The sequence below is a fragment of the Methylacidimicrobium tartarophylax genome (assembly GCF_902143375.2).
Taxonomy (GTDB): domain Bacteria; phylum Verrucomicrobiota; class Verrucomicrobiia; order Methylacidiphilales; family Methylacidiphilaceae; genus Methylacidimicrobium; species Methylacidimicrobium tartarophylax.
The window spans coordinates 1-21,675 of sequence record NZ_CABFVA020000093.1; the positions used below are offsets into that span (position 1 = coordinate 1).

21 protein-coding genes are annotated in these 21,675 nt (G+C 58.4%); 5 read left to right on the plus strand and 16 right to left on the minus strand.

From position 1 onward, the window contains the following. Positions 1-5 precede the first annotated feature (5 nt). The 7 genes from MAMT_RS08425 to gap form a co-directional block, all read right to left on the minus strand. Positions 6-899 (minus strand): ABC transporter permease, encoded by an 894-nt coding sequence (locus MAMT_RS08425; RefSeq protein WP_246186607.1) that lies wholly within the window; start codon positions 897-899, stop codon positions 6-8. Beyond that, positions 896-1,813, minus strand: a complete 918-nt coding sequence (locus MAMT_RS08430; RefSeq protein ID WP_142660534.1) for an ABC transporter permease — start codon at positions 1,811-1,813, stop codon at positions 896-898. The genes MAMT_RS08425 and MAMT_RS08430 overlap by 4 nt, the downstream gene beginning before the upstream one ends. Before the next feature lie 160 nt (positions 1,814-1,973). Continuing rightward, positions 1,974-3,581, minus strand: a complete 1,608-nt coding sequence (locus MAMT_RS08435; RefSeq protein WP_142660535.1) for a peptide ABC transporter substrate-binding protein — start codon at positions 3,579-3,581, stop codon at positions 1,974-1,976. A gap of 9 nt (positions 3,582-3,590) precedes the next feature. Further along, a complete protein-coding gene (gene secG / locus MAMT_RS08440) occupies positions 3,591-3,929 on the minus strand; it encodes a preprotein translocase subunit SecG (RefSeq protein ID WP_142660536.1) in 339 nt (112 codons plus the stop codon). Positions 3,930-3,936: 7 nt separating this feature from the next. Continuing rightward, positions 3,937-4,701 (minus strand): triose-phosphate isomerase, encoded by a 765-nt coding sequence (tpiA, locus tag MAMT_RS08445; protein WP_142660537.1) that lies wholly within the window; start codon positions 4,699-4,701, stop codon positions 3,937-3,939. Continuing rightward, on the minus strand, positions 4,698-5,984 hold the full coding sequence (locus MAMT_RS08450) for a phosphoglycerate kinase (protein WP_142660538.1): 1,287 nt from the start codon (positions 5,982-5,984) through the stop codon (positions 4,698-4,700). The genes tpiA and MAMT_RS08450 overlap by 4 nt, the downstream gene beginning before the upstream one ends. A 57-nt stretch (positions 5,985-6,041) precedes the next feature. After that, a complete protein-coding gene (gap, locus tag MAMT_RS08455) occupies positions 6,042-7,085 on the minus strand; it encodes a type I glyceraldehyde-3-phosphate dehydrogenase (RefSeq protein WP_142660539.1) in 1,044 nt (347 codons plus the stop codon). 294 nt (positions 7,086-7,379) lie between these two features. On the opposite strand from gap, the gene msrA reads away from it, so the two are divergent. Both msrA and MAMT_RS08465 read left to right on the plus strand, forming a co-directional pair. Next, positions 7,380-8,345, plus strand: a complete 966-nt coding sequence (gene msrA, locus MAMT_RS08460) for a peptide-methionine (S)-S-oxide reductase MsrA (RefSeq protein ID WP_246186608.1) — start codon at positions 7,380-7,382, stop codon at positions 8,343-8,345. Between the two features lie 141 nt (positions 8,346-8,486). Then, positions 8,487-9,965: a Ppx/GppA phosphatase family protein gene (locus MAMT_RS08465; protein WP_142660541.1), complete on the plus strand. Its 1,479-nt coding sequence runs from the start codon at positions 8,487-8,489 to the stop codon at positions 9,963-9,965. Here the strand turns inward: MAMT_RS08465 and cutA are convergent. The 6 genes from cutA to trxB all read right to left on the minus strand — a co-directional run bounded on the left by cutA (position 9,951) and on the right by trxB (position 15,676). Beyond that, a complete protein-coding gene (gene cutA, locus MAMT_RS08470) occupies positions 9,951-10,283 on the minus strand; it encodes a divalent-cation tolerance protein CutA (protein ID WP_142660542.1) in 333 nt (110 codons plus the stop codon). The genes MAMT_RS08465 and cutA overlap by 15 nt on opposite strands. Continuing rightward, the gene (mnmA, locus tag MAMT_RS08475; protein WP_142660543.1) at positions 10,280-11,386 is read right to left on the minus strand and encodes a tRNA 2-thiouridine(34) synthase MnmA; all 1,107 of its coding nucleotides are present in this window, start codon (positions 11,384-11,386) and stop codon (positions 10,280-10,282) included. Before mnmA ends, cutA begins: the two co-directional genes overlap by 4 nt. Before the next feature lie 87 nt (positions 11,387-11,473). Further along, on the minus strand, positions 11,474-12,736 hold the full coding sequence (gene clpX, locus MAMT_RS08480) for an ATP-dependent Clp protease ATP-binding subunit ClpX (RefSeq protein WP_178087029.1): 1,263 nt from the start codon (positions 12,734-12,736) through the stop codon (positions 11,474-11,476). 9 nt (positions 12,737-12,745) lie between these two features. After that, the gene (clpP, locus tag MAMT_RS08485) at positions 12,746-13,384 is read right to left on the minus strand and encodes an ATP-dependent Clp endopeptidase proteolytic subunit ClpP (protein WP_142660544.1); all 639 of its coding nucleotides are present in this window, start codon (positions 13,382-13,384) and stop codon (positions 12,746-12,748) included. Next, positions 13,381-14,682, minus strand: a complete 1,302-nt coding sequence (gene tig, locus MAMT_RS08490; protein WP_142660545.1) for a trigger factor — start codon at positions 14,680-14,682, stop codon at positions 13,381-13,383. Before tig ends, clpP begins: the two co-directional genes overlap by 4 nt. Positions 14,683-14,731: 49 nt before the next feature. Beyond that, positions 14,732-15,676 (minus strand): thioredoxin-disulfide reductase, encoded by a 945-nt coding sequence (gene trxB / locus MAMT_RS08495; protein WP_178087031.1) that lies wholly within the window; start codon positions 15,674-15,676, stop codon positions 14,732-14,734. 424 nt (positions 15,677-16,100) lie between these two features. On the opposite strand from trxB, the gene MAMT_RS08500 reads away from it, so the two are divergent. Genes MAMT_RS08500 through sucD form a run of 3 tightly spaced genes read left to right on the plus strand, consistent with a single transcriptional unit; the run spans position 16,101 to position 19,492 of the window. Continuing rightward, complete coding sequence (locus MAMT_RS08500; RefSeq protein WP_246186609.1) at positions 16,101-17,420, plus strand: H-NS histone family protein; 1,320 nt, start codon at positions 16,101-16,103, stop codon at positions 17,418-17,420. Continuing rightward, positions 17,417-18,607 carry an ADP-forming succinate--CoA ligase subunit beta gene (gene sucC, locus MAMT_RS08505; RefSeq protein ID WP_142660547.1) on the plus strand — a complete coding sequence of 397 codons (1,191 nt, stop codon included), beginning with the start codon at positions 17,417-17,419 and terminating at the stop codon, positions 18,605-18,607. The genes MAMT_RS08500 and sucC overlap by 4 nt, the downstream gene beginning before the upstream one ends. Continuing rightward, positions 18,608-19,492, plus strand: a complete 885-nt coding sequence (gene sucD / locus MAMT_RS08510) for a succinate--CoA ligase subunit alpha (protein WP_142660548.1) — start codon at positions 18,608-18,610, stop codon at positions 19,490-19,492. It begins immediately after the preceding gene. A gap of 31 nt (positions 19,493-19,523) precedes the next feature. Here sucD and MAMT_RS08515 read toward each other — a convergent pair whose 3' ends face one another. From MAMT_RS08515 to MAMT_RS08525, 3 genes are read right to left on the minus strand one after another with little or no spacing between them, the layout of a single operon-like run. After that, entirely contained in the window at positions 19,524-20,156 is a 633-nt protein-coding gene (locus MAMT_RS08515; RefSeq protein ID WP_142660549.1) for a DciA family protein, read from the minus strand. After that, complete coding sequence (locus tag MAMT_RS08520; RefSeq protein WP_142660550.1) at positions 20,153-20,638, minus strand: SufE family protein; 486 nt, start codon at positions 20,636-20,638, stop codon at positions 20,153-20,155. The genes MAMT_RS08515 and MAMT_RS08520 overlap by 4 nt, the downstream gene beginning before the upstream one ends. A gap of 43 nt (positions 20,639-20,681) precedes the next feature. Further along, a complete protein-coding gene (locus MAMT_RS08525) occupies positions 20,682-21,533 on the minus strand; it encodes a sulfurtransferase (protein WP_142660551.1) in 852 nt (283 codons plus the stop codon). Positions 21,534-21,675 lie beyond the last annotated feature (142 nt).

Consider the following 21,675-nt stretch of genomic DNA (forward strand, 5'->3'; position numbering starts at 1 on the left):
CGCCTCTATCGGCTGGAGGGATCGAGCAGGTCCCGCAGCTTGTCTCCGAGGGCGTTCAACGCCCAGAGAGTCCAGGCCAGCATTCCGCTAGGGAAGACCAGGAGCCACCATGCCGTCCGGATCGGGTTGATGGCCTGGGCGCCATCGGCCAAGAGAGTGCCTAGGCTTGCGGAAGGCGGCTCGACTCCCAAGCCTAAAAAGCTCAAGAACGATTCGGCGAGGATGACGGTTGGGACGGTCAAGGTCAGGTAGACCGCCACGATTCCCAAGAGGTGGGGCAAGATATGGTAGCGGAGGATTCCGAAAGGCGATCTTCCGAGAACGCGCGCCGCTTGGACGAAAAGCGCCTCTTTGAGGACGAGGACGCGACTCCGGACCACGCGGGCCATGGTGAGCCATTCGACGAAGCCCAGAGCCAGGAAGAGGAGGAAGATTCGGCTATAGGGGAGCAGGCTCGTGAGTTGCCAGGCGATCAATGTCTTGCGCAGGGGAGCCTCCAACAGGGCGATCAGGACGATGACAAAGATGAGGGTCGGCAGCGAATAGAGAAGGTCGACCAGTTGCATGAGCAGTCGGTCGACCTTTCCTCCCGCGTATCCCGCAAAAGCACCGTAGGCGGACCCGATCAAGAGGCTCACGAGCGCGCCGAAAAATCCGACCAGAAACGAGATCCGTGCGCCGCAAAGCAGACGCGTCAAAAGATCTCTCCCGTGAATGTCTGTCCCCATCCAGTGACTCGGGCTCGGGCATGCCAAGGATTGATCGCTGATCTCTCCCGTTGAATAGTGGGAGAGAAGAGGGCCGAAGATCGCCGCCAGGAGAAAAAAGGCGAGAGAAGCAGCCGCGAGGGCGGTCCACCCATCGAGCCTCCGCCCGGGGAGTCTGACGCTTGGTTTCACGAAAGTTGCAGCCTCTTGTCGAGCCATGCGGAAAGGAGGTCGGCCAACAGATTGAAGGCGATCAGGAGAGCGCTGTAGACGAGCGTTACCCCGGCTACTAAGAAAACGTCGCGGCTCAAGACGCCTTCGACGAAGAAAGATCCCATTCCATGAATGCCAAAGATTTCCTCGACGACGAGGGAGCCGGTCAAGAGGTTGGCGGCGAGGGGCCCTGCATAGGCGACGATCGGTAGGGAGGCGGGCTTCAGCCCGTGGAGGAAGAGGATGGTCAGAGGGGCCAGCCCTTTTGCTCGGGCCGTTCGGATATAGTCCATCGGCAGGATTTCCAGCATGCTTGCCCTGGTCAGTCTTGCGACCACTGCTGCATACGGCAGGGCGAGGGAACTCGCCGGGAGAATGAGTTCGCGGAAGCTCCCCCAGCCGCCGGGGGGGAGCAGCCTGATTTCCAGGGAAAAGAGGAGCACGGCCAGAGGGGCTAGCACAAAGCTCGGAATCGAGATGCCGCCCAGGCAGAGTATTTGGACGAGACGATCGGCCGTCCGGTTGTGCCGTATCGCGGCCCACACTCCGGCGGAGATGCCGAATCCCAGGGCAAGACAAAAGGCGCTACCCCCGAGCACCAGGGAGACAGGAAGCGTCTGGGCGATGATCTCGTTGACGGTGCGATTCCGATACCTCGTCGAAAGACGGAGATCCCCGTGAAGAACATCGGAAACATAGCTGGCATACTGTTCCCATAGCGAGCCGCTCAGCTTGTATTTCGCTTCCAGTTGGCGAAGGATTTCGGGAGGGATGGCTCGCTCTCCGGCAAACGGGCTTCCGGGAGCTAGGCGGACAAGAAAAAAGGTGATCGTGATCACCCCCAAGAGCACCGGGAGAGCTCCAATCAAGCGGCGAACAAGAAAGGTGAGCATCAGCGATCCACCAGGGCCGTCCTCGCGTCGAAAACGCCCGCTCCGTGCGAATTCGGACCAGGAAAGGAGTCACTTCTCTGCTGAAGTGACATTCGCGTTCCAAGCCAAGGATGGTCCATCCATGGATGGATACTAAGGCGTTCCTCCATCTTTTTGCAGGCTAGGGAACCGGGCGACCCGGTTTCGGCGGATGACGAAAATAGAATTCTCGGAAGGGATGCTCATCGAGCAGGTTGGCCGCGATGCCTCCAAGGCGGGATCCGTCATAGAGCATGATTCCAGAGTAAAAGTAGATGGGAAGGATGGGAAGTTCCTCTTTTACAAGAATTGCCTCTGCTTTGTGCAGCAAGGCGAAACGCTCCTCGGGAGCGAGGGTGACTGTCGCTTCGGCCAGGAGCTTTTCGTATCGATCGCTCGACCAGCCCGTGTTGTTGTTCCCGCTATTGCGAAGAAAGCAGCCGAGGAAGGTGAAGGGATCCTCGTAATCCCCCACCCAACTGGATCGCGCGACCTCGTAGGAGAGGGATTGGACGGAGTTAAGATAGACCTTCCACTCCTGATTGCGGAGGCTCACCGAGATTCCCAGAATTCGTTGCCAAAGGGCTTGAATCTCCGTGGCGACCTGTTCGTTCTGCTCGCTGGAGTTGTAAAGCAGGGTAAATGGAGGAAATCCGCGGCCGCCGGGAAAGCCGGCCTGGGCAAGGAGGGCTTGGGCCCGAGCCGGATCGAAGGCCAAACCATCCGGTGGGGTATAACCGGGAATTCCGGGAGGAGTCAAAGAATGGGCTGGGAGTTCTCCGCCCCGGGTGATCGTGCGGATGAGGCGGGCGCGGTCGATGGCCAGGGAAAGCGCCTGCCGGACCCGCGGATCGTTGAGAGGCGGAGCGGTCACGTTGATCCGGTAAAAATAGGTAGCCAGGAAAGGAGCAGAATGAAAATAGGGCTGATTTCGCAGTTCGGAAAGGAAGAAGGTTGGAATGAGGCCCTTGTCGAGGACAAGGTCGGCGTTTCCGCTCGCGAAGAGGTTAAACGCCGCCGAAGCGCGAGTCACGGCCAGTGCTTCGATCCAGGGGATCCGGACCGTGTCCGCGCGCCAGTATCGGGGATTTTTCCGGAGGATGATGCGATCATTGATCATCCATGATTCGAGCAGGTAGGGACCGTTACCGATGAGGTTGCCCGGCTTGATCCAGTTTTCTCCCTGTTTTTGTATCGCGGCCAGTGGAACTGGGCAAAAGATGGGTTGAGCGCAGAGGGAGGGGAAAAACGGGGTAGGGCCGATCAGTCGGACTTCCAGTGTCCGAGAATCGATCGCGTGCACGCCGACTTGGGAAAAATCTCGAAGACGCCCCCTGTTGTAGGCTTCGGCATTTTCGATAAAATAGAAAAGATCCGCGTATTTGGCAGCCATTTGCGGATCGAGCGCCCGCCGCCACGATGCGGCGAAATCCTGCGCGGTCAGCGGGCTCCCATCGCTCCAGGAGCTCGGGCGGAGAGTAAACCGGTAGATCCGCCCATCCGGGGAAGTCGTCCACTCTTGTGCGATTCCCGGGACGATCCGCCCTTCCTTGTCCTCTGTCGTGAGCCCTTCAAAAACGGCTTTGCAAATGCGCCCTTCGGGTTGCCCCGTGATCACATGGGGGTCGAGGCTTTCCGGCTCGGGCCCGTTGATCAGCACGAGGCGATCGGACCTCGGCGGTTTACTGCAGTTCGCCAGGATGACGAAGAAGAGTCCGCAAACGAGAGTTCGAAGGCAGCGCGAACCCATCGCCTCGGGTTATTTTACCTGCTTCTGCGTTGCGGCCGAAGTAGCGGGGGCGGAGGTGGACGTGGCGGGATGACGTAATTTCTCTTGGATCGTTCCATGATCGGAAGCAAGCCGACCGGAAAGAAAAGAGAGAATCACCGCCAAGCCGAAAAAGAGGGCCGCCAGCCATGCCGTTCCTTTGACGAGAATGCTCGAGGTTTGTGCTCCGAAGAGAGAATCGGTGACGCCACCGCCGAATGCAGCTCCCAACCCCTCTTGCTTGCTTCGCTGCATCAGGATGAGAAGGACGAGCAAGACCGCCACCAGCGCATACCCCACGGCGAGAACATCGAAGAGAATCCGTACCATTTCGGGCCTATTGTACAGAAAGGAGAATGGAGGTAAAGCTTCGGGCATTCAAGCTCGCGCCTCCCACGAGCAGCCCGTCTACGTCGGGCTGGCTTAAAAGCTCGCGGGCATTCTGAGGGGTCACGCTCCCCCCATACTGAATGCACATTCGAGCTGCGACGGCGGTCCCGTGCAGCCTCTCGATCTCTTTACGCAGCAAGGCGTGTGCCTCTTGCGCCTGCTCGGGCCTGGCATTTCGTCCGGTGCCAATGGCCCATATCGGCTCGTAGGCAAGGACGATGGCGGAGAGCACATCGACCGGAAGGCCGTGAAGAACTCCTTGAATTTGGGAACGGAGATGTGCGGGCCATCGGCCCGATTCCCGATCGGGAAGCTCCTCTCCGACGCAGAAGATCGGCCGCAATCCCGCAGCGACTGCGGCAAGCAGCTTTTCGCGAAGGAAAGCATCCGTTTCCCCAAAGTAGCGGCGGCGCTCGGAATGGCCGACAATGACAAATCGGCAGCCGGCCTCGCGGAGCATGGCGGCCGAAATCTCTCCGGTAAATGCTCCTTGGAGCGCGGGATGGAGATTTTGCGCCCCAAGCTGGATCCTGGGAGAGGAGTGCAAGAGTTTCGCCACGCTGGTCAGCGCGGTGAACGGAGGGCAAAGGATGACCTCGCAGCCTGAGAAGCCCGCCAACTCTTTCGTGAGCTCCTCGACGAGGGAGACGGCCTCGGCAACCGTTTTGTTCATCTTCCAGTTGCCGGCGACGATTTTTGTACGCGCCGTCACACCGGGAGAAGAGCTTTGTTGGAACCTTGGGCGGAGGAAGAAGCCGCGTTCTGGTTTTCCTCCTTCTCGACTTTGTCAGGGATCACGGAGACTCCCGGAAGCGGTTTGCCCTCGAGAAACTCAAGAGAAGCACCGCCTCCCGTGGAGATGAAGGTGATCCGGTCCGCGAGCCCGGACCGATGAAGTGCCTTCACCGAATCCCCTCCGCCCACGATGCTTACGGCATCCCGATTTTCCGCGACCATTTCGGCTACGGCGAATGTTCCCTTATCGCAGCCGCGAATCTCGAAAACTCCCATCGGGCCGTTCCAGAAAATCGTCCGCGCCCCGGCAATCTTTTTCCGCATGGCGGCGATCGTAGCAGGTCCGATGTCGACTCCTAGCCAGCTTGCCGGAATCTCTTCCTCCGGTCTCGTGTAGCGTCCCGGTGAGGTTTGGTGATTTTCGAAATCGATCTCTTCGACAATATAGCTGTCCACCGGCAGCAGGAGATCGACGCCTCGGGCTGCCGCTTTTTCCAGTGCCTCCCGGGCTAACTCCACCCGGTCCGGCTCAACCAGCGATTTTCCAACGGACTTGCCCTGCGCTAAGTAGAAGGTGTAAGCCATCGCGCCACCGATGAGGATGGCGTCGGCCTTGCCGAGGAGACGGTCGATCACGCGGATCTTGTCGGAGACTTTCGCCCCTCCCAGAATCACCACAAAGGGGCGTGCCGGGTCTTTCAACTCTTCTCCAAGAAAGTGGAGTTCCTTTTCGATGAGGAAGCCGATGGCTCGCTCCCCCATGCAATGGGCGACTCCCTCGGTCGAGGCATGGGCGCGGTGAACCGTTCCAAAGGCATCGTTGACATAGACCTCTCCGAGCCGGGCAAGCTGCTGGCTAAAGGATGGATCATTCTTTTCTTCTTCGGGATGAAAACGGAGGTTTTCCAGCAGGAGGACATCCCCGTCCTGAAGCGAATTCACGGAATTTTCCGCCCCCGAGCCGATGCAATCGTTTGCGAAGGAGACCCGCTTTTGCATCAAGTAACTCAGGCGGTCGGCTACGGGGCGAAGGCTCAGTTTCGGATTCGCCTTCCCCTTGGGACGGCCCAAATGGCTCATCAGCACGACACGTGCACCACGCTTCACAAGGTTCTGAACGGTCGGCAGGCTGGCTCGAATCCGGGTATCGTCGGTGATCCTTGCGTCCCCGTCGACGTATTCGACCGGAACATTGTAATCGACCCGTACGAGCACCCGTTTCCCTCGCACGTCCACATCGAGGATTGTCCGCTTCGTCATGCCTTTCTTGCCTCCGTTAAGGGTGAATACTCTTTTTTGATCGCTCCGCCGTCCGGCTTATTTCGATCGGAGGAGATGTTGCACGAGGTCAACGCAACGATTAGCGTAACCCCATTCATTATCATACCACGAGATCAACTTGAAGAAATTGCCGCTGAGACCGATCCCGGCCCCGGCATCGAAGATGCTCGAACGGGAATCCTTGAGAAAGTCCCGCGAAACGACCGGGTCTTCCGTGTAGCCAAGGATATCCTTCAGATAGGTCTCGCTTGCCCTCTTCATCGCCGCACAAATTTCCGGATAGCTCGTCGTCTTGGTCGTCCGCACGGTAAGGTCGACTACGGAAACGGTGGGGGTCGGAACCCGGAACGACATTCCGGTGAGTTTTCCTTTCACTTCCGGCAACACGAGCGCGGTTGCCTTGGCAGCGCCCGTGCTTGCCGGAATGATGTTGCCCTCGATCGCCCGCCCGCCCCGCCAGTCTTTTCGGGAAGGTCCATCCTGGACCTTCTGGCTTGCGGTGACGCTGTGCACCGTGGTCATGAGTCCTTCCTCGATGCCGAAACCTTCCTTGAGCAAGACATGGACCACTGGAGTCAGGCAGTTGGTCGTGCAGCTCGCATTCGAAATGATCGAGTGCCGGCTCCGGTCGATCTCTTCATGATTGACGCCGAAGACCACGGTAATATCGGCATCTTTACCGGGTGCGGTGATGACCACGGTTTTGGCTCCGGCCTTGAGGTGGCCTCGCGCCTTGTCAGCACTCGTGAAAAGGCCGGTGGATTCGAGCACGAGATCGACGCTCAGATCAGCCCAGGGCATGGCCGCTGGGCCTTCCTTTACTTCCAAGCAGCGAATCTCGTGCTTGCCGATTCGCAGAAGATCGTCCTTAGCGAGGCTCGGATTGGATTTGGCCGACTCGATCGGGTAGGGAAAACCGCCATAGTTGCTGTCGTAACGAAGCAGATAGGCGAGATTGTCGGCAGGAACGAGATCGTTGACCGCAATCACCGGAATCTCCTCCAGCAACTTTCGCTCCGCGATGATACGACAAATGAGCCGCCCGATGCGTCCAAACCCATTAATTGCAATTCTTGCCATGACGTTTCTCCGGAGAAGTTAGGATGTTCTTGCGCTCATTCGAATGAATCTTATCGTTTAGCGTAGAAGCCGAATATGCTCGCGTCAACGGCAAAAGACGTAACTACATCAGAATCCGGCTTCTCATTTTGGGGGGGTGCCTTTCTTGAAGAGAATGGAGGAAAATGCAACCGTAAAATGGGCGCGAATTTCTATCCGGAAGCGAAAAAGGTGCATGCTCTTCTTTTCTTGCTTCTGCTAGGGACCCATTTCCTTCTTTACGGAAGAGTATGTGAAGCCGCACCGGGAGGCGCTATGGAACAGGGAACGTTCGTTTTTTTAGATGAGTGGGGCCGGCCGAGCGCTCCAACAAAGGGGGCCTACATCCGGATGAGAAACGAGCAGTGGCGTTACCTGCTGGGCGAAACAACCTATGCGATCACGCGGGAAGCGGGAACGGAGCCGCCGTTCTGCGGGCGCTTCGCGGCTGGGAAAGAAGAAGGGTTCTACTTGTGTGGGGATTGCGGCCTGCCCCTCTTTTCCTCGACGGCGAAGTATGTTTCGGGAACGGGCTGGCCGAGCTTTTTTGCTCCGTTTGCTCCCCAGAACATTCGGCAGTCGGAAGACAGAAGTCACGGGATGGTCCGAGAGGAAATCCTCTGTGCGCGTTGTGGAGCTCACTTGGGACATCTCTTCCCTGACGGGCCTCCTCCGACCGGCCTCCGTTATTGCATCAATTCCGGGGCGCTTGTCTTCGTGCCCGAACGTCTCCTGCAGGGAAAGGGGAAGGACGGAAATCCATTGGAGCGCGCGGTCTTCGCGGGAGGTTGCTATTGGGGGTTGGAGCAAAAGTTCGAGAAGGAGAGGGGCGTGAAAGCGGCATTCGCCGGCTACTCCGGCGGAACGGTTCCGTTCCCGACCTATCAGGAGGTATGCGCCGGGCGGACGGGGCACGCGGAAGCGGTGCTCGTCCTCTTCGATCCCCGGGAGGTTTCCTACGAAGAGCTTTTGGCCAAGTTTTGGGATTTCCATGATCCGACGACTCTGAATCGGCAGGGCCCGGATATCGGATCCCAGTACCGCTCGGGGATCTTTGTCTATGACGAGGCCCAGCGTAAGGCTGCCGAACGCTCGCGCCAGTCTTTAGCGGAGAGTGGGAGGTTTCGCGCGCCGATCGTGACGGAAATCGCTCCGGAAAAGGGCTTTTTTTTCGCCGAGGAGTATCAACAGCGATACAACGAAAAGCACGGGCTCTCGGGAGGCTGTGGGCGCATCCCTTGAGGTCCCGGCTCCCCTGCAACGGGGCCGATGCGGCTTGAGGATGGCGGGTCTCCTTTCCCCGGTGTTGGATGCGGTGACGCGGAAGAAAGGGTGCTGCGTCCTGTTCGCTCAGCAAGGATGGGAAATGCCGATGGGGGTTCTATGCCGCTCGCCGCTGCTGTCGACCTAGGATCCAACAGTTTCCATCTGCTCGTCATCCAGGAGGAGAAAGGGCAATTCCGGCCTATCGATCGGTTGAAAGAGCCGGTACGCTTAGCCGCGGGACTCGACGCTGCTGGGACCTTAAGCCGAGACGCCATGGATCGCGCCTTGCGATGTCTGGAGCGGTTCGGGCAGAGGTTAAAGCCGATTCCGCCATCGCGGGTGCGAGTCGCAGGAACCAATACCTTACGGAAGGCGCGGAACGCCGAAGAATTCATTCGGAAGGCCGAAAAGGCCCTCGGCCATTCGATCGACGTCATTTCCGGCCATGAGGAGGCGCGTTTGATCTACTTGGGTGTTGCCCATGGCACCGAGGAGGACGGGCGATTGCGCTTGGTGGTGGACATCGGAGGAGGCAGTACGGAACTCATTCTGGGCAGGGGGCTGATACCGGAACGGATGGAAAGCCTGTTCATGGGTTGCGTCAGCATGAGCGGGGCCCACTTTGCCGACGGGGCGATCAGCCCCTCTCGTATGCGTCGGGCGGAACTGGAAGCTCTTCGTGAATTGGAGCCGATTGCAGCGACTTACCGGTCCGCAGGATGGGGAAGGGCCATCGGCTCCTCCGGAACGATTCTCGGCATTTTTGGCGTTGTTCAGGCAGAAGGATGGTCGACGCACGGCATCACGGCCGCTGCGCTTAAGAAGATCGAGAAGGCTCTGGTGGAAGCGGGCAGGGTGGACAAGCTCCCCTTTGGGGGTCTCGATGAAGAGAGGAAGCTCGTTCTCCCCGGGGGGGTAGCCATCCTCGTTGCGCTTTTCCAGGCTCTCGGCATCGGTGTGCTGGAAGTTTCGCACAGCGCTCTCCGGGAAGGTCTGCTTTACGATCTCTTGGGCAGGAACTCGGAGGCCGATTCCCGGGAGACGACGGTGCGGAACCTAGCCGAGCAATTCCGCATCGATGCGCAGCAAGCCCATCGCGTGCAAAAGCTGGCTTTGAATCTCTTTGAGCAGGTAGCCGCGATCTGTCGATTCACGAAAGAAGACCGCCATTTTTTGTCCTGGGCAGCCCTTCTCCATGAAATTGGGCTCTTTATCGCTTATTCCCAATATCATAAGCATGGTGCCTATATTCTGAGTCACATCGACATGCCGGGCTTTTCCCTCGGGGATCAGCAACGACTGGCCTTTCTGGTCCGGAGCCATCGCCGAAAGTATCCGGGGCAAGAGCTTCTTCTGCTTCGGGAGGCGGATCGGAATTCGACGTTTTGCTTGAGCATCCTGTTACGGATTGCGATCGTTTTGGCGCGGAGTCGGCAAGATCCTCTTCTCTTGGAGATCGGGATGGAGGGAGGAGAACGCCGTTGGAAGCTTCGGTTCCCGCCGAACTGGCTGACGGAGCACCCGCTGACGAAGGCCGACTTGGAAGCCGAAGCAGCTTACCTGGAGCCGCAGGGATTCCGATTACGCTTCGACTGAAGGCTTGGCAATCTCTGCCGTCCACCACCCGAGGTATCGCTCTTCGACCTGCTCTGGAGAGAGGGCGACGATCTCCGGACACTCATAGCTATGAGTGTTTCGGACAACGGCTTGCAATTCATCCCATCGCTCTTTTGCACTCTTCACCAGCAAAAGGACTTCGTCGGCCTCTTCCCGCTTGCCGCGCCACCAGTAAAAGGAGCGGACTCCGGGCAGGAGGTTGACGCAAGACGCCGCTCGGGCCTCCAAGAGGGCCCGAGCGAGCCGTGCTCCCTCCTCGGAGGACGAGGCGGTGATGAGAACCAAAAGCGGCTTCATGGAGTAACCTCCTCTTGGTCTTCGTCGGTCGGTCGTTCAATCCATCCTCCCCCAAGCAAGAGATCATCGACGTAGCAGACGGCTGCCTGGCCTGGAGCGACACCCGCTTGAGGTGACTCGAAATCCAGTCGAGCTCGCTGCTCGGAAAGGACGGTGAGCCGAGCCGGGGAGGGGGGGTAGTTGTATCTCACCTTGACGGTTACCGAAAGGGGTGTCGGCGGCGGCTGCTGCTGCCAGTTCGTCTCGCTTAAGAAACAGTGCGTCTGGTGGAGGGCCTCCCACGGGCCGACGACGATGCGTTGCTGCGCGGGATCAATCGTGAGCACGTAGAGGGGTTCCCCTTGGCCTCCGGGAATTCCGCGCCGCTGACCGACGGTGTAAAATTCGATTCCCCGATGACGGCCGAGGGACCGACCGGAGAGGTCGACGATCTGTCCGACGTCGTTCTTTCCCTCGCCGATCCGTTTCGTCAAAAAAGCTCCGTACTGGTTGCCCGGAACGAAGCAGATCCCTTGGCTCTCTTCTTTGTCCCAGACCGATAGGCCCGCCTTCCGGGCAATGTTTCGCACCTCCTCTTTGGTGTAGTCGCCAAGAGGGGTCAGCATCCGATCCAGGGTCTTTCGCTCGAGGCGGAAGAGGAAATAGGTCTGGTCCTTCCGTTCCTCTTTGGGCCGTTTCAGCAGGACGCCTCCCGCTGTGTGTTCGATCCGGGCGTAGTGGCCGGTGGCCACATATTCCGCGCCCCACGCCTTCGCTTTTTGCGGAAGCCGGCCGAACTTCATCTTTTCGTTGCAGAGCACACACGGGTTGGGAGTACGCCCTCCCTGGTATGCTTTCACAAAGGGTAAGATTACTTCCTCTTCGAATGCTTCGGCCTCATCGAGGACGAAGTAGGGAATTCCCAACCGATGAGCGACGAGGCGTGCATCGGAGATCGACTGGGGCCCGCAGCATTTTTCCTGAGAATGAGAAATGCATGAGTCGGACCAGACCTTGAGGGTAACGCCGATCACCTCGTATCCTTGTTGTTGAAGAAGATAAGCGGCAACCGAGGAGTCGACTCCCCCGCTCATTCCTACGACGACTCTGGTCTTGGTCGACATTCTCTCTTCCCTGGGTTGGCGGTCCGACGAATCCGCAGAGGTCCAGCGTTCTTATCCGGTTGGGGTCGCGAAGCCGGACGATTTGTCTCAGGCTGCTTCTCGTTCGGAGCGGCGGCGAAGGATGGGCAGACGCTTCCCTTCTACGACGGGGCGGCTGATGATGACTTCTTCCAGGTCGGTTCGGGAGGGCAGATCATACATGACTTCCAGCATGATCTTTTCCAGCGCGGCGCGAAGGCCGCGCGCACCCGTCCCCTTCCGGATGGCCTCTTGGGCGAGCAGCCGCAGGGCGTCTTTGGTCAGGGAGAGCTTCACCTGGTCCATCGCCAACAGTTTCGCGTACTGTTTGACCAGTGCATTCTTTGGCTCTGTGAGAACGCAGACGAGCTCTTCCTCGCTCAATGCCTGCAGCCAGGAAACAATCGGCAGTCGGCCGACAAATTCCGGGATCATTCCGTACTGGATGAGATCTTCCGGCTCGATCTCCACCTCGGCGGCTTCGGTCTGCTCGACCTGAGGCGGCCCGGAAAAGCCGAGGCGGCCGTTGCCGCGGCGGCGAGCAACCATCTTATCGAGACCGACGAAGGCTCCTCCGCAGATGAATAGGATATGTTGTGTGTTCACGCGGATGCATTCCTGCTGGGGATGCTTCCTTCCGCCCTGGGGTGGCACATGGCAGACCGTGCCCTCGAGCATCTTGAGCATGGCCTGCTGCACGCCTTCGCCGGACACGTCACGAGTGATCGACGGACTCTCGCTCTTTCGAGCGATCTTATCGATCTCGTCGAGATAGACGATGCCCATCTCCGCCCGTTTCACATCAAAATTTGCGTTCTGGAGCAGTCGGAGAAGGACGCTTTCGACATCCTCGCCTACGTAGCCGGCTTCCGTGAGGGATGTCGCATCGGCCAGGCAAAAGGGAACATCGAGCATTCGAGCAAGGGTGCGGGCCAAAAGGGTCTTGCCCGACCCGGTCGGCCCAACGAGCAGGATGTTGCTCTTTTCGATCTCTACGTCGGGGTGCTTATCTAGGCGGTTTCCCTCTCCTGTACCGCTTCCCAGCGTCGTGAGCCGCTTGTAATGATTATGGACGGCGACCGAGAGAACCTTCTTCGCCCGTCGCTGACCGATCACATATCGATCCAGAAATCGATGAATCTCCGTTGGCTTCGGAATCGCCATCGCCCCAACGGAAGGGGCATCCCCTTTTCCCTCCCGCTCGAGAATGTCTTTGCAGACATTGATGCAGCTATCACAGATGTAGACGCCCGGCCCCGAAATCAGCTTGCGAACCTCCGCATGGCTTCTTCCGCAAAAAGAGCACATGGTTACCTGAACGGGGCGCGCCATGGATGACTCCTACGCGATGGTCGGCTCGGGTACTTGTGGGATGGTGACTTTGGTTTTTACCACTTCGTCGACGATCCCGTACTCCTTCGCTTCGTCGGCCGACATGAAGAAATCTCGATCGGTGTCCTTTACCAGCCTCTCCAGGGGCTGGCCGGTATGCATCGCCAAGATCTGATTGAGTTGACGTTTGGTCCGCAGAATTTCCTTGGCCTGAATGCTGATGTCCGAAGCTTGTCCTTGGGCTCCTCCCAGCGGTTGATGAATCATGATCCGGGCATTGGGCAAGGCAAAGCGTTTGCCTTTGCTTCCCGCAGCTAAAAGAACGGCTGCCATGCTTGCCGCCTGGCCGATGCAATAGGTGGCGACATCGCAACTGATGAACTGGAGCGTGTCGTAGATCGCCATGCCGGCGGTGACGTATCCGCCGGGAGAATGGATGTAGATGCTCACATCCTTCTTTGGGTCTTCCATTTGGAGGAAAAGCAGCTGCGCAATGACGACGTTGGCAATCATGTCGTCGATGGGAACGCCCAAGAAGATGATGCGATCTTTCAGTAGCCGGGAATAGACGTCGTATCGACGCTCTTCTCGGCCAATCTGCTCAATGACGGACGGAATGATCTGTGCGGTGAACCGTTGCTCTGTCATACGGAGGCAACCTTGGCTTTTTCGATGAGGAAGTCCATTACTTTCTCCAGCAAGATCTGTCTTTTTAGGGCCTCTAAGCTTTCGCGCGGGACTCGCTGGATGAATTGCCGTGGAGGGAGATTCTGGCGATGCGCGAGCGAAGCAACCGCTCGGGAGAACTCCTCGTCGCTGACCGTAACCGATTCGTTCTTCGCAATCCGGTCGATGAGAAATCGGAGTTTGACCCGTTGAGCGCCCAGCCGTCGAGCGTTCGAGAAGATTTCCCCTTTCTTCTCCTCGAGCACGGCCAGGGGAATGCCGCGTTCCTGATTTTCCGCAACGACTTCTCGAACGGCGTTTGCCGTTTCTTCTTCGACCAGCGACTCCGGCAGCGGGAACTCCACCGATCCGAGGAGGGAATTCAGAATATGATTGCTCTGTTCGCGCCGCGCGCCCCGCTTTTTCTCCGTTTCCACCGCGGATTGCACCATGGAAAGGAGTCCGGACTGATCGGTCCCGGCAATCTCTTTGGCGAGGTCATCGGATAGAGAAGGAATATGGCGTTCCTTGAGCGCCGAAAGGGTGATGGAATACTCTGCGGTCTTTCCGCGCAGAGGCTCAAAAAACCAGTCTTCCGGAAAGCGAACAGAAATCTGTCGGGTCTGCCCAATCTCCATTCCGAGGACTCCTTCCGTGAACCCGGGAACGAAGACGCCCGGCTTCACCAGGAGCCACTGGTCTTCGGCCCCCGCCAGAATGCCTGCGGCGGGGAGAACGTCTTTCATGCGCTGGCCATCGATGGTCGCTTCGTACCGAAGAACCGCATAGTCGCCTTCGGACAACGGGCGAGCCGGCACGTCGGTAAACGTGGCACGTGCTTCCAGGAGCTTGTCGACCGCCTGACCCACTTCCTCCTTGCTCACCTCGGTTTCCGTTCGAGGAAGGGCTGTTGCCGAGTAATCGGGCAGGGTAAAGGCGGGAGCGCAATCGACCAGAACCGCAAAGGAAAAGGAAAGCCCGCTTAGATAGCGTGCGTCCTCGGTTCCTAGCGCCCGGACTACGTCGATCTGCTGCTTTTGAATGGCTTCTCGAAGACCACGGGTCACGAGCATCTTCTGCAGCTCTTCGTCGATCTCCTTCTGAAACTGTTTCTCGACCAGCGGAATGGGAGCTTTCCCTGGCCGGTAACCCGGCAGCCGCGCGATTTGGGTGAAGCGCCCAACCACTTCCTTCCGGACTTGGGTGACCTCGTCGGCGGAAACCTCGATGCGGAGTCGCTTCCGGCAGGGGGTTAGCTCCTCGATCTGAACCGTTACCATGTTGGCTTTCTTGTAAAAAGGTTGAGTTTATCCCTTGGGCACCCTCGAATCAAGCGTCGGAAGGCGTGGGGAGCGCGGAGAGATAGCGTTCCGCATCCAGGGCGGCCATGCAGCCCATTCCCGCCGCCGTCACCGCTTGCCGATAGGTGAAATCGACGCAGTCCCCTGCCGCAAATACTCCGGGCTGGCTCGTCCGGGAGCCGTCGTGAACGCGGATATAGCCGTGTTCGTCCAGGTCGATCTGCCCCTGAAAACACTCGGTGCTGGGTTGGTGTCCAATGGCGACGAAAAGGGCCGCGCAAGAGAGCGAACTCTCCTTGCCCGCGTGCAGATCACGGAGACTTAAACCCGTGAGTTTGCCCTCGTCACATCCCACCACCTCGGTGACCACGGTGTTCCACACCGGTCGGATCTTGGGGTCGCTCAGAACGCGATTGGCCATGATCGGAGAGGCGCGCAATCGATCCCGCCGGTGGATTAAGTAGACTTCAGAGGCGAAACGGGTCAAGTAGAGAGCTTCCTCGCAGGCGGAATCGCCTCCGCCCACGACCACCATGGCTTGATTGCGAAACGCGGGAAGGGCACCGTCGCAGGTCGCGCAATAGCTGACTCCTCGCGTCTCCAACTCCGTTTCTCCTGGTACATCCAGATGCTTAGGACGCGCTCCCACGGCGAGGATCACGGCTTTGGCTTTCAGCACCCTATCCTCGAGCACGACTTGCTTGAAGCCATCGGAGAGTCGGGTGTGGGTTACCGTTGCCATGGAGAGGACACGCGCTCCAAAACGCTTGGCCTGTTCTTCCATGGCAACCATCAGTTCGGGTCCCTGTATCCCTTGAGGAAAACCGGGGAAATTTTCGACAAGAGTAGTGGTCGTCAAAAGCCCCCCCGGCTCTGTTCCTGTGATGACGAGCGGGCGAAGGTTCGCGCGCGCGGCGTAGATTGCCGCCGTCCAACCGGCGCAACCGGAACCGATGATGATGAGTTCTTCCATGGCGAGATCGATATAAGCGGTTCGCGAGGGATGGCGCAAGTCCTTGAATGAATCCCTCCGATCGAGCGATATTTCGTCGAATCACAAGCCGGAAATCGTTGAAGAGAAGGAGTTCATTCATAAGGCTAGCTTCTCGCCGCGGTAGATTCAATCATTCCCTGGAGGAACTGCAGTCGCTCTCTCCTCTATCGGAGAAGAGGTTGACGAGCTAATGTCCGGCAAGCTATGAGAACGCCTGGATTCAAATCCTCTTCCGGAGGCATTTCGAAAGTGAGCTTTCCGCGCCGGCGTCGCGGGTTTGGGGGGGGCTCGAAAGCTCCCGTCTGGATCTTGCGAAGAAAATGCAGTCGAATCAGGTTCGAAAAGGGAGTTACTTTTGCAAAGACTGCCTAAATCCGGTGGTCATCAAGGATCCGATTAGGTTTTGAACGCCAACGATCGATTGTCGCTGCTGCGCAGCGGGATGCCGACTTCCGGGCTACTCGCCGAGAAGGAATGGCGCGCGAGCGATGCCGCATTCCCCCTAAGCGAGCGGCATGTCACTTTGTTAGGGAGGTTGGGTCCGGTTCTGCAGCACTTTGTGCAGGGTTGCAATCTTCTCTACCGATGGAGCGTGCAGGGGAAGGCTCCGACCTGGATTGCCGATCTTCTCGATCGAGGTAAGCCTCCAGAACTGGTTGCCCTCTCTCGGCGCCCTGCACTAGCGAACCTGATTCCGCGCGTGATTCGGCCCGATCTTCTCTGGACGGAGTCGGGCTTTGCCCTTTGCGAGTTGGATAGCGTGCCGGGAGGTATTGGGGTGACGGCCTGGTTGCAGGAACAATTCTCCCTCTGGGATTCGGCTCTTCTGGGAGGAGCCGGCAAGATGAAGGAAGGGTTTGCCCGCCTCTTCCCGACGGGAGACGTCGTGGTTTCCGAGGAAGCTTCTTCCTATCGGCCTGAAATGGAGTATTTAGTGGGAGCCGATCGGGTGTGCGCAGCGGAAGACTATCGCTGCAGCGACCGAGCGATCTACCGCTTTTTCGAGTGCTTCGACTGGGAAAGGCTCTCCACGATCCGAGAGAGCTTCGATCCAGATCGAGTCCCGATGACGCCGCCGCCGAAGCCCTACTTGGAAGAAAAGCTGTGGCTTGCCCTCTTCTGGTTCCGGCCGCTGCGGGATTTTTGGCGGCGTCAGCTCACGGACAAGGGATTCCAACTCCTGCGGGAAATCATTCCTCAGAGCTGGATCCTTGATCCATCTCCTCTTCCGCCGCAGGCGGTCTATCCAGGCTTGGAGATCAACGATTGGCGGGAACTCGGCCATTTTAGCCAATCGGAAAGAGATCTGGTCCTCAAGGTATCTGGTTTTTCTCCTTTAGCTTGGGGTTCGCGGGGAGTCTTTGTGGGATCCGATTTGGCCCAAGCCGAGTGGCAGAAACGGATCGAACATGCGCTTGAGGAGTTTGGATCCCATCCTTGGCTTTTGCAGCGATTTGCCAAGGGCGCGCTCGTCGAACATCGATTTTTTACGTCGAGTGGAGAGGAAGAACGAATGACCGGGCGCGTCAGAATTTCTCCCTACTATTTCGTATTGGACGGAAAAACAGAACTCGGCGGCGCCTTGGCAACCATCTGTCCCGCAGACAAGAAACTGGTTCACGGAATGCGCGATGCGATTCTCGTTCCTGCTACCCGGATGGAGGGAGCGGCTGAACCGACGAGACCCCGTGATCGCGATAGAAAGATGGGCGTTGTCCCGTGAATCTCTTCGAATATCAGGCAAGGGGTCTTCTGGGTCGATATGGCTTGCCCATCCCGCCTGGGGATGTGGCCACGAGGCCTGAAGAAGCGCGGCAGATTGCGGAGGGGCTAAGCAAGGGTCCCTTCGTCGTGAAGGCACAGATTTTGGCTGGTGGGCGAGGAAAGGGACACTTCCGGAGCGGGTTTGCAGGAGGCGTACACCTCTGCAGTTACCCGGCGGAGGTCGAAGAAGTGGCACGGGCAATGCTCGGAGGAGTCTTGGTCACGGCGCAGACTGGTCCGGAGGGACGGCCGGTGAATAAGGTGTTGGTTGCCGAAGCGCCGCAGATCAGTCGCGAGCTCTACTTGGCGATCCTCATCGATCGTGGACGTCGACGCTCCGTGGTGGTCGGCAGCGCTCAGGGCGGAGTCGATATCGAAGAGGTGGCCAGAGAAAGTCCCGGAGAAATCCATCGGATCTGGGTCGATCCCCAAGTAGGATTTTGGCCGTACCAAGCAAGAACACTCGCTGCGTGCATGGGCTTGTGCGGCTCTCTGCTCCCTCAGACAGCCGATCTGATCGTTCGGCTCTATCGTTTTTTTTGCGAATGCGATGCGAGCCTTGCCGAGATCAATCCACTTGCCGTGATCGAAAATGAGAAAATCGCCGTGATCGATGCAAAGATCGGCTTGGATGAAAATGCTCTATTTCGCCACCCGGAGGTCGCGACCTACCGGAACGAGGTCGTTGAGGACGGCCGTGAGGCGGAAGCCTTGAAGGCCGGCCTCAATTACGTCGGCCTTTCGGGAGAAATCGGCTGCATGGTCAACGGGGCCGGGCTTGCGATGGCGACGATGGACATCCTCCATCGCTACGGCGGAGAACCGGCCAACTTCCTCGACGTCGGGGGAGGAGCCGATCAGAATCAGGTAACCAAGGCATTCGGAATCCTGATGGCGGATCCTAAGGTGCGAGCGATTTTCGTCCATATTTTTGGCGGTATCATGCGATGCGATGTGATCGCCCGGGGCATTGTGGAAGCAGTAACTCATACGAAACCCAAAGTGCCCATCGTCGTGCGGCTGCAAGGCACGAACTTCGAGGAGGGCAAGGCGATCTTGCATCAGTCGGGTTTGCCTATTCGGACCGCAGACGATCTGGCGGATGCGGCCCAAAAAGCGGTAGCTGCGGCTGCGGAGACTCGATAAATGTCGATTCTTGTCGATGATTCCACCCGGGTCGTCGTTCAAGGAATTACCGGAAGGGCCGGATCGTTTCACGCCCGTGCGTGCCTGGATTACGGGACGAGGATCGTGGCTGGAGTGACGCCGGGGAGGGGAGGGCAAAAGCTCGATGAACGCGTACCCATTTTCGACTCGGTAGCCGAAGCGAAGCAGGCGACCGGTTGCAATGCGAGCTTGATCTTTGTGCCCGCCTCCGGGGCTGCGGACGCCATCTTGGAGGCCGCGGCATCCGATATCGATCTGATTGTCTGTATTACCGAAGGAATTCCCACGCTCGACATGGTTCGGGTCCGCCGATGCTTGGAAGATAAGAAGACGCGCCTGATCGGGCCAAATTGTCCGGGGGTGATTACGCCGGGGCAATGCAAGATCGGCATCATGCCAGGCTACATTCATCAACCGGGCCCAGTGGGGATTGTCTCTCGCAGCGGGACTCTCACCTATGAGGCAGTCTGGCAGCTTTCGCAGAGGGGCATTGGGCAGAGCAGTTGCGTTGGGATCGGTGGTGATCCCGTCCACGGTCTTGGGCTGCAAGAGGTCGTCGAAATGTTTGACAGGGATCCTGCAACGAAAGCGATCCTGGTGATTGGAGAAATCGGCGGGTGTGAGGAACAGGATGCGGCCACATTTTGGAAAACTTCCTCTCGAAAGCCGACCGCGGCTTTCCTGGCGGGAGCAACCGCGCCGGCGGGAAGGCGCATGGGACACGCTGGGGCCGTCATTACGGGAGCCGCCGGTACGGTAGAGGCGAAAATCGCGGCTTTCGATAAGGTGGGGATCTCGGTCATCCTCTCTCCGGCGGAGATCGGGGAAGCAATATCCAAGGTCATGGCGGCCGCCGTTTCCTGAACGGCGCTTTCGTCAGGCCCAATGCCAATGTTCAGGAGATCACGCGGATCTCGCGAATCGGGATGCCCAGCGCTTCGGAAAGCTTATGAGGGAGATCCGGCTGTCGCCGCAGCGAAAAAGCGAGCGAAGAGTTGAGTGATCGCAGAATCGCCCTCGCAGCCGTCCGGTCGATGCGAACGAGCTGTGATTCCGAAGCGATTCGCGGGCCGACGGTCTTCTGCCAAAGCAGATCGAGTTCAGCCCGACTCGTCACCCATCGCCGCTCGATGTGCGAGAGGACCCTTTGCACAAGGGTTCGGCGATAGAGATAGGCTCGTTGATCCGCCGAAAGCGGGGCGCTTTTGAGATCCGACCGGCGATCTTGCTCCCGCAGCAGCTGATCATATGCGTCGGATCGGAACCGCTCACGGAAGTATGCTGTGAGAAAACTAGGGGGGAAAGGGGAGGATTCGTTCGCAAGATCGCGAAGCTGTCGGGAGACGAGTTCGCCCAGGACCTTCTCATATCGGCTCTGTCCGATGAGCATCCGAGGAAAATCGGGAGTGTCTCCTCCGAGAGCGACGGCCTTTTCCCGAAGACCAGACTCGTGGTCCAGCCGCAAGGGAGCTCTCCCCAGTCCCAGTGCGCGATAGGTTGTCTCGGCGTCTTTCCGGTCGAGGCTCACAGCGCCTGGCTCGCTAAATCTGTTCGTCGTTGTTCAGCAACGAACTGGCGGCAAGCGCCTTTCATACGGGCGAGGATGTAATAGACGGTCTGACTCCGTTGACGCACCAGCTCCGTGCCTACGATTTTCGGCACAAAACCGCTCGGAACTGCCATGACTTCTTCCGCGGTGGAACCCGCCAGACCCTGACAGAGAATGGACGCCATCGCACGCGTGAGGGTCTGCACATGGGAGCCAAGAGACATTCGAAATAGCAGCCGATTTTCCGAATCAGCCTTTAAAAAGACTCCTACCGAATCGGTGCACTCCTGGTCCTTGCGGATATCGGAGAGAGTAAACGTCTCTCCCTCCTTCGGGGAGCATTCGTCGGAGCGATCGCTGTAGGCGATGAGCAACTCGCGTTTCTCCTCCTCCGGAAGATTTTGAAAGAGGTCAATAATCTCTTGAAGGCGCGGTGGTAAAGACGGGTCGACGTTTTGCATCGAGGAAGAATCAAATGCCAATTCGGTTCGACGTCAATAGCGGCTAGGGCCTTTCGATCGGGGCACCAACTCGGTTCCCCCATTCGGTCCAGGACCCGTCGTAATTCCTGACCTTCTTGTGACCAAGCAAGTAGGTCAGGACAAACCAGGTGTGGCTGGAGCGCTCGCCGATGCGGCAGTAGACGATCGCTTCCCGGTCCGTGGAAAGCCCGCAACCCTGCTCGTAAATATGCGCTAGCTCATCGGCCGACTTAAAAGTCCCGTCCTCACGAACGGCCGTTTTCCAAGGCATGCTCTTGGCACCGGGAATGTGCCCGCCGCGAAGAGCTCCTTCCTGAGGATATTCCGGCATGTGGAGCAGCTCGCCCGTGAACTCACCCGGGCTGCGGACATCGATCAAAGGCCCGCCCGTCGGCAAAAAGGCCAGCACCTCATCGTAGAAAGCCCGAATCTCTTTGTCATGGCGGGTCGTCGGCACCGGATAAGGGGCCTCCGGGTAGGAAGATTTTTCGCGGACCATGGGACGCCCTTCCCGTATCCATTTGTCTCTGCCGCCATTGAGAATCTTTACGCGGGTATGTCCGTACAGGCGGAAAGCCCAGAGAGCATAGCAAGCCCACCAGTTGGACTTATCTCCGTAGAAAATGCAGGTCGTTGTTTCGCTGATCCCGTTCTTGCGGCATAGAGCAGCAAATTGATCCGGGGCAATGTAGTCTCTGATCCATGGATCATTGAGGTCTGCCCGCCAGTCGATGTGCACCGCGCCCGGAATATGGCCGGTATCGTAGAGCAGGACGTCCTCATTGCTCTCGACGATGCGAATGCCGGGGTCTTGCAGGTGATCCGCGAGCCACGCCGTCTCGACCAGGGACTCTGGATGCGAATATGTCTTCATCTACTATAGACTAAAAAGATTAGGAGCGGATTGTCCAGGACGTTCCCGTTTCGTGCAGGTCAGAAGAACGTTCCGAAGCGAACGATGGATCGACAGGCGTCGCCGCAAAAGGGAGAGCTGATCAAGGAGAACCCGGAAGGAA

Bases quoted from the DNA above. Each gene is read 5' to 3' on its own strand.
- MAMT_RS08430 (WP_142660534.1), bottom strand. From the start codon at position 1,813: ATGCTCACCTTTCTTGTTCGCCGCTTGATTGGAGCTCTCCCGGTGCTC.
- MAMT_RS08435 (WP_142660535.1), bottom strand. From the start codon at position 3,581: ATGGGTTCGCGCTGCCTTCGAACTCTCGTTTGCGGACTCTTCTTCGTC.
- secG (WP_142660536.1), bottom strand. From the start codon at position 3,929: ATGGTACGGATTCTCTTCGATGTTCTCGCCGTGGGGTATGCGCTGGTG.
- MAMT_RS08450 (WP_142660538.1), bottom strand. From the start codon at position 5,984: ATGACGAAGCGGACAATCCTCGATGTGGACGTGCGAGGGAAACGGGTG.
- gap (WP_142660539.1), bottom strand. From the start codon at position 7,085: ATGGCAAGAATTGCAATTAATGGGTTTGGACGCATCGGGCGGCTCATT.
- msrA (WP_246186608.1), top strand. From the start codon at position 7,380: ATGGAACAGGGAACGTTCGTTTTTTTAGATGAGTGGGGCCGGCCGAGC.
- MAMT_RS08465 (WP_142660541.1), top strand. From the start codon at position 8,487: ATGCCGCTCGCCGCTGCTGTCGACCTAGGATCCAACAGTTTCCATCTG.
- cutA (WP_142660542.1), bottom strand. From the start codon at position 10,283: ATGAAGCCGCTTTTGGTTCTCATCACCGCCTCGTCCTCCGAGGAGGGA.
- mnmA (WP_142660543.1), bottom strand. From the start codon at position 11,386: ATGTCGACCAAGACCAGAGTCGTCGTAGGAATGAGCGGGGGAGTCGAC.
- clpX (WP_178087029.1), bottom strand. From the start codon at position 12,736: ATGGCGCGCCCCGTTCAGGTAACCATGTGCTCTTTTTGCGGAAGAAGC.
- clpP (WP_142660544.1), bottom strand. From the start codon at position 13,384: ATGACAGAGCAACGGTTCACCGCACAGATCATTCCGTCCGTCATTGAG.
- tig (WP_142660545.1), bottom strand. From the start codon at position 14,682: ATGGTAACGGTTCAGATCGAGGAGCTAACCCCCTGCCGGAAGCGACTC.
- trxB (WP_178087031.1), bottom strand. From the start codon at position 15,676: ATGGAAGAACTCATCATCATCGGTTCCGGTTGCGCCGGTTGGACGGCG.
- sucD (WP_142660548.1), top strand. From the start codon at position 18,608: ATGTCGATTCTTGTCGATGATTCCACCCGGGTCGTCGTTCAAGGAATT.
- MAMT_RS08520 (WP_142660550.1), bottom strand. From the start codon at position 20,638: ATGCAAAACGTCGACCCGTCTTTACCACCGCGCCTTCAAGAGATTATT.
- MAMT_RS08525 (WP_142660551.1), bottom strand. From the start codon at position 21,533: ATGAAGACATATTCGCATCCAGAGTCCCTGGTCGAGACGGCGTGGCTC.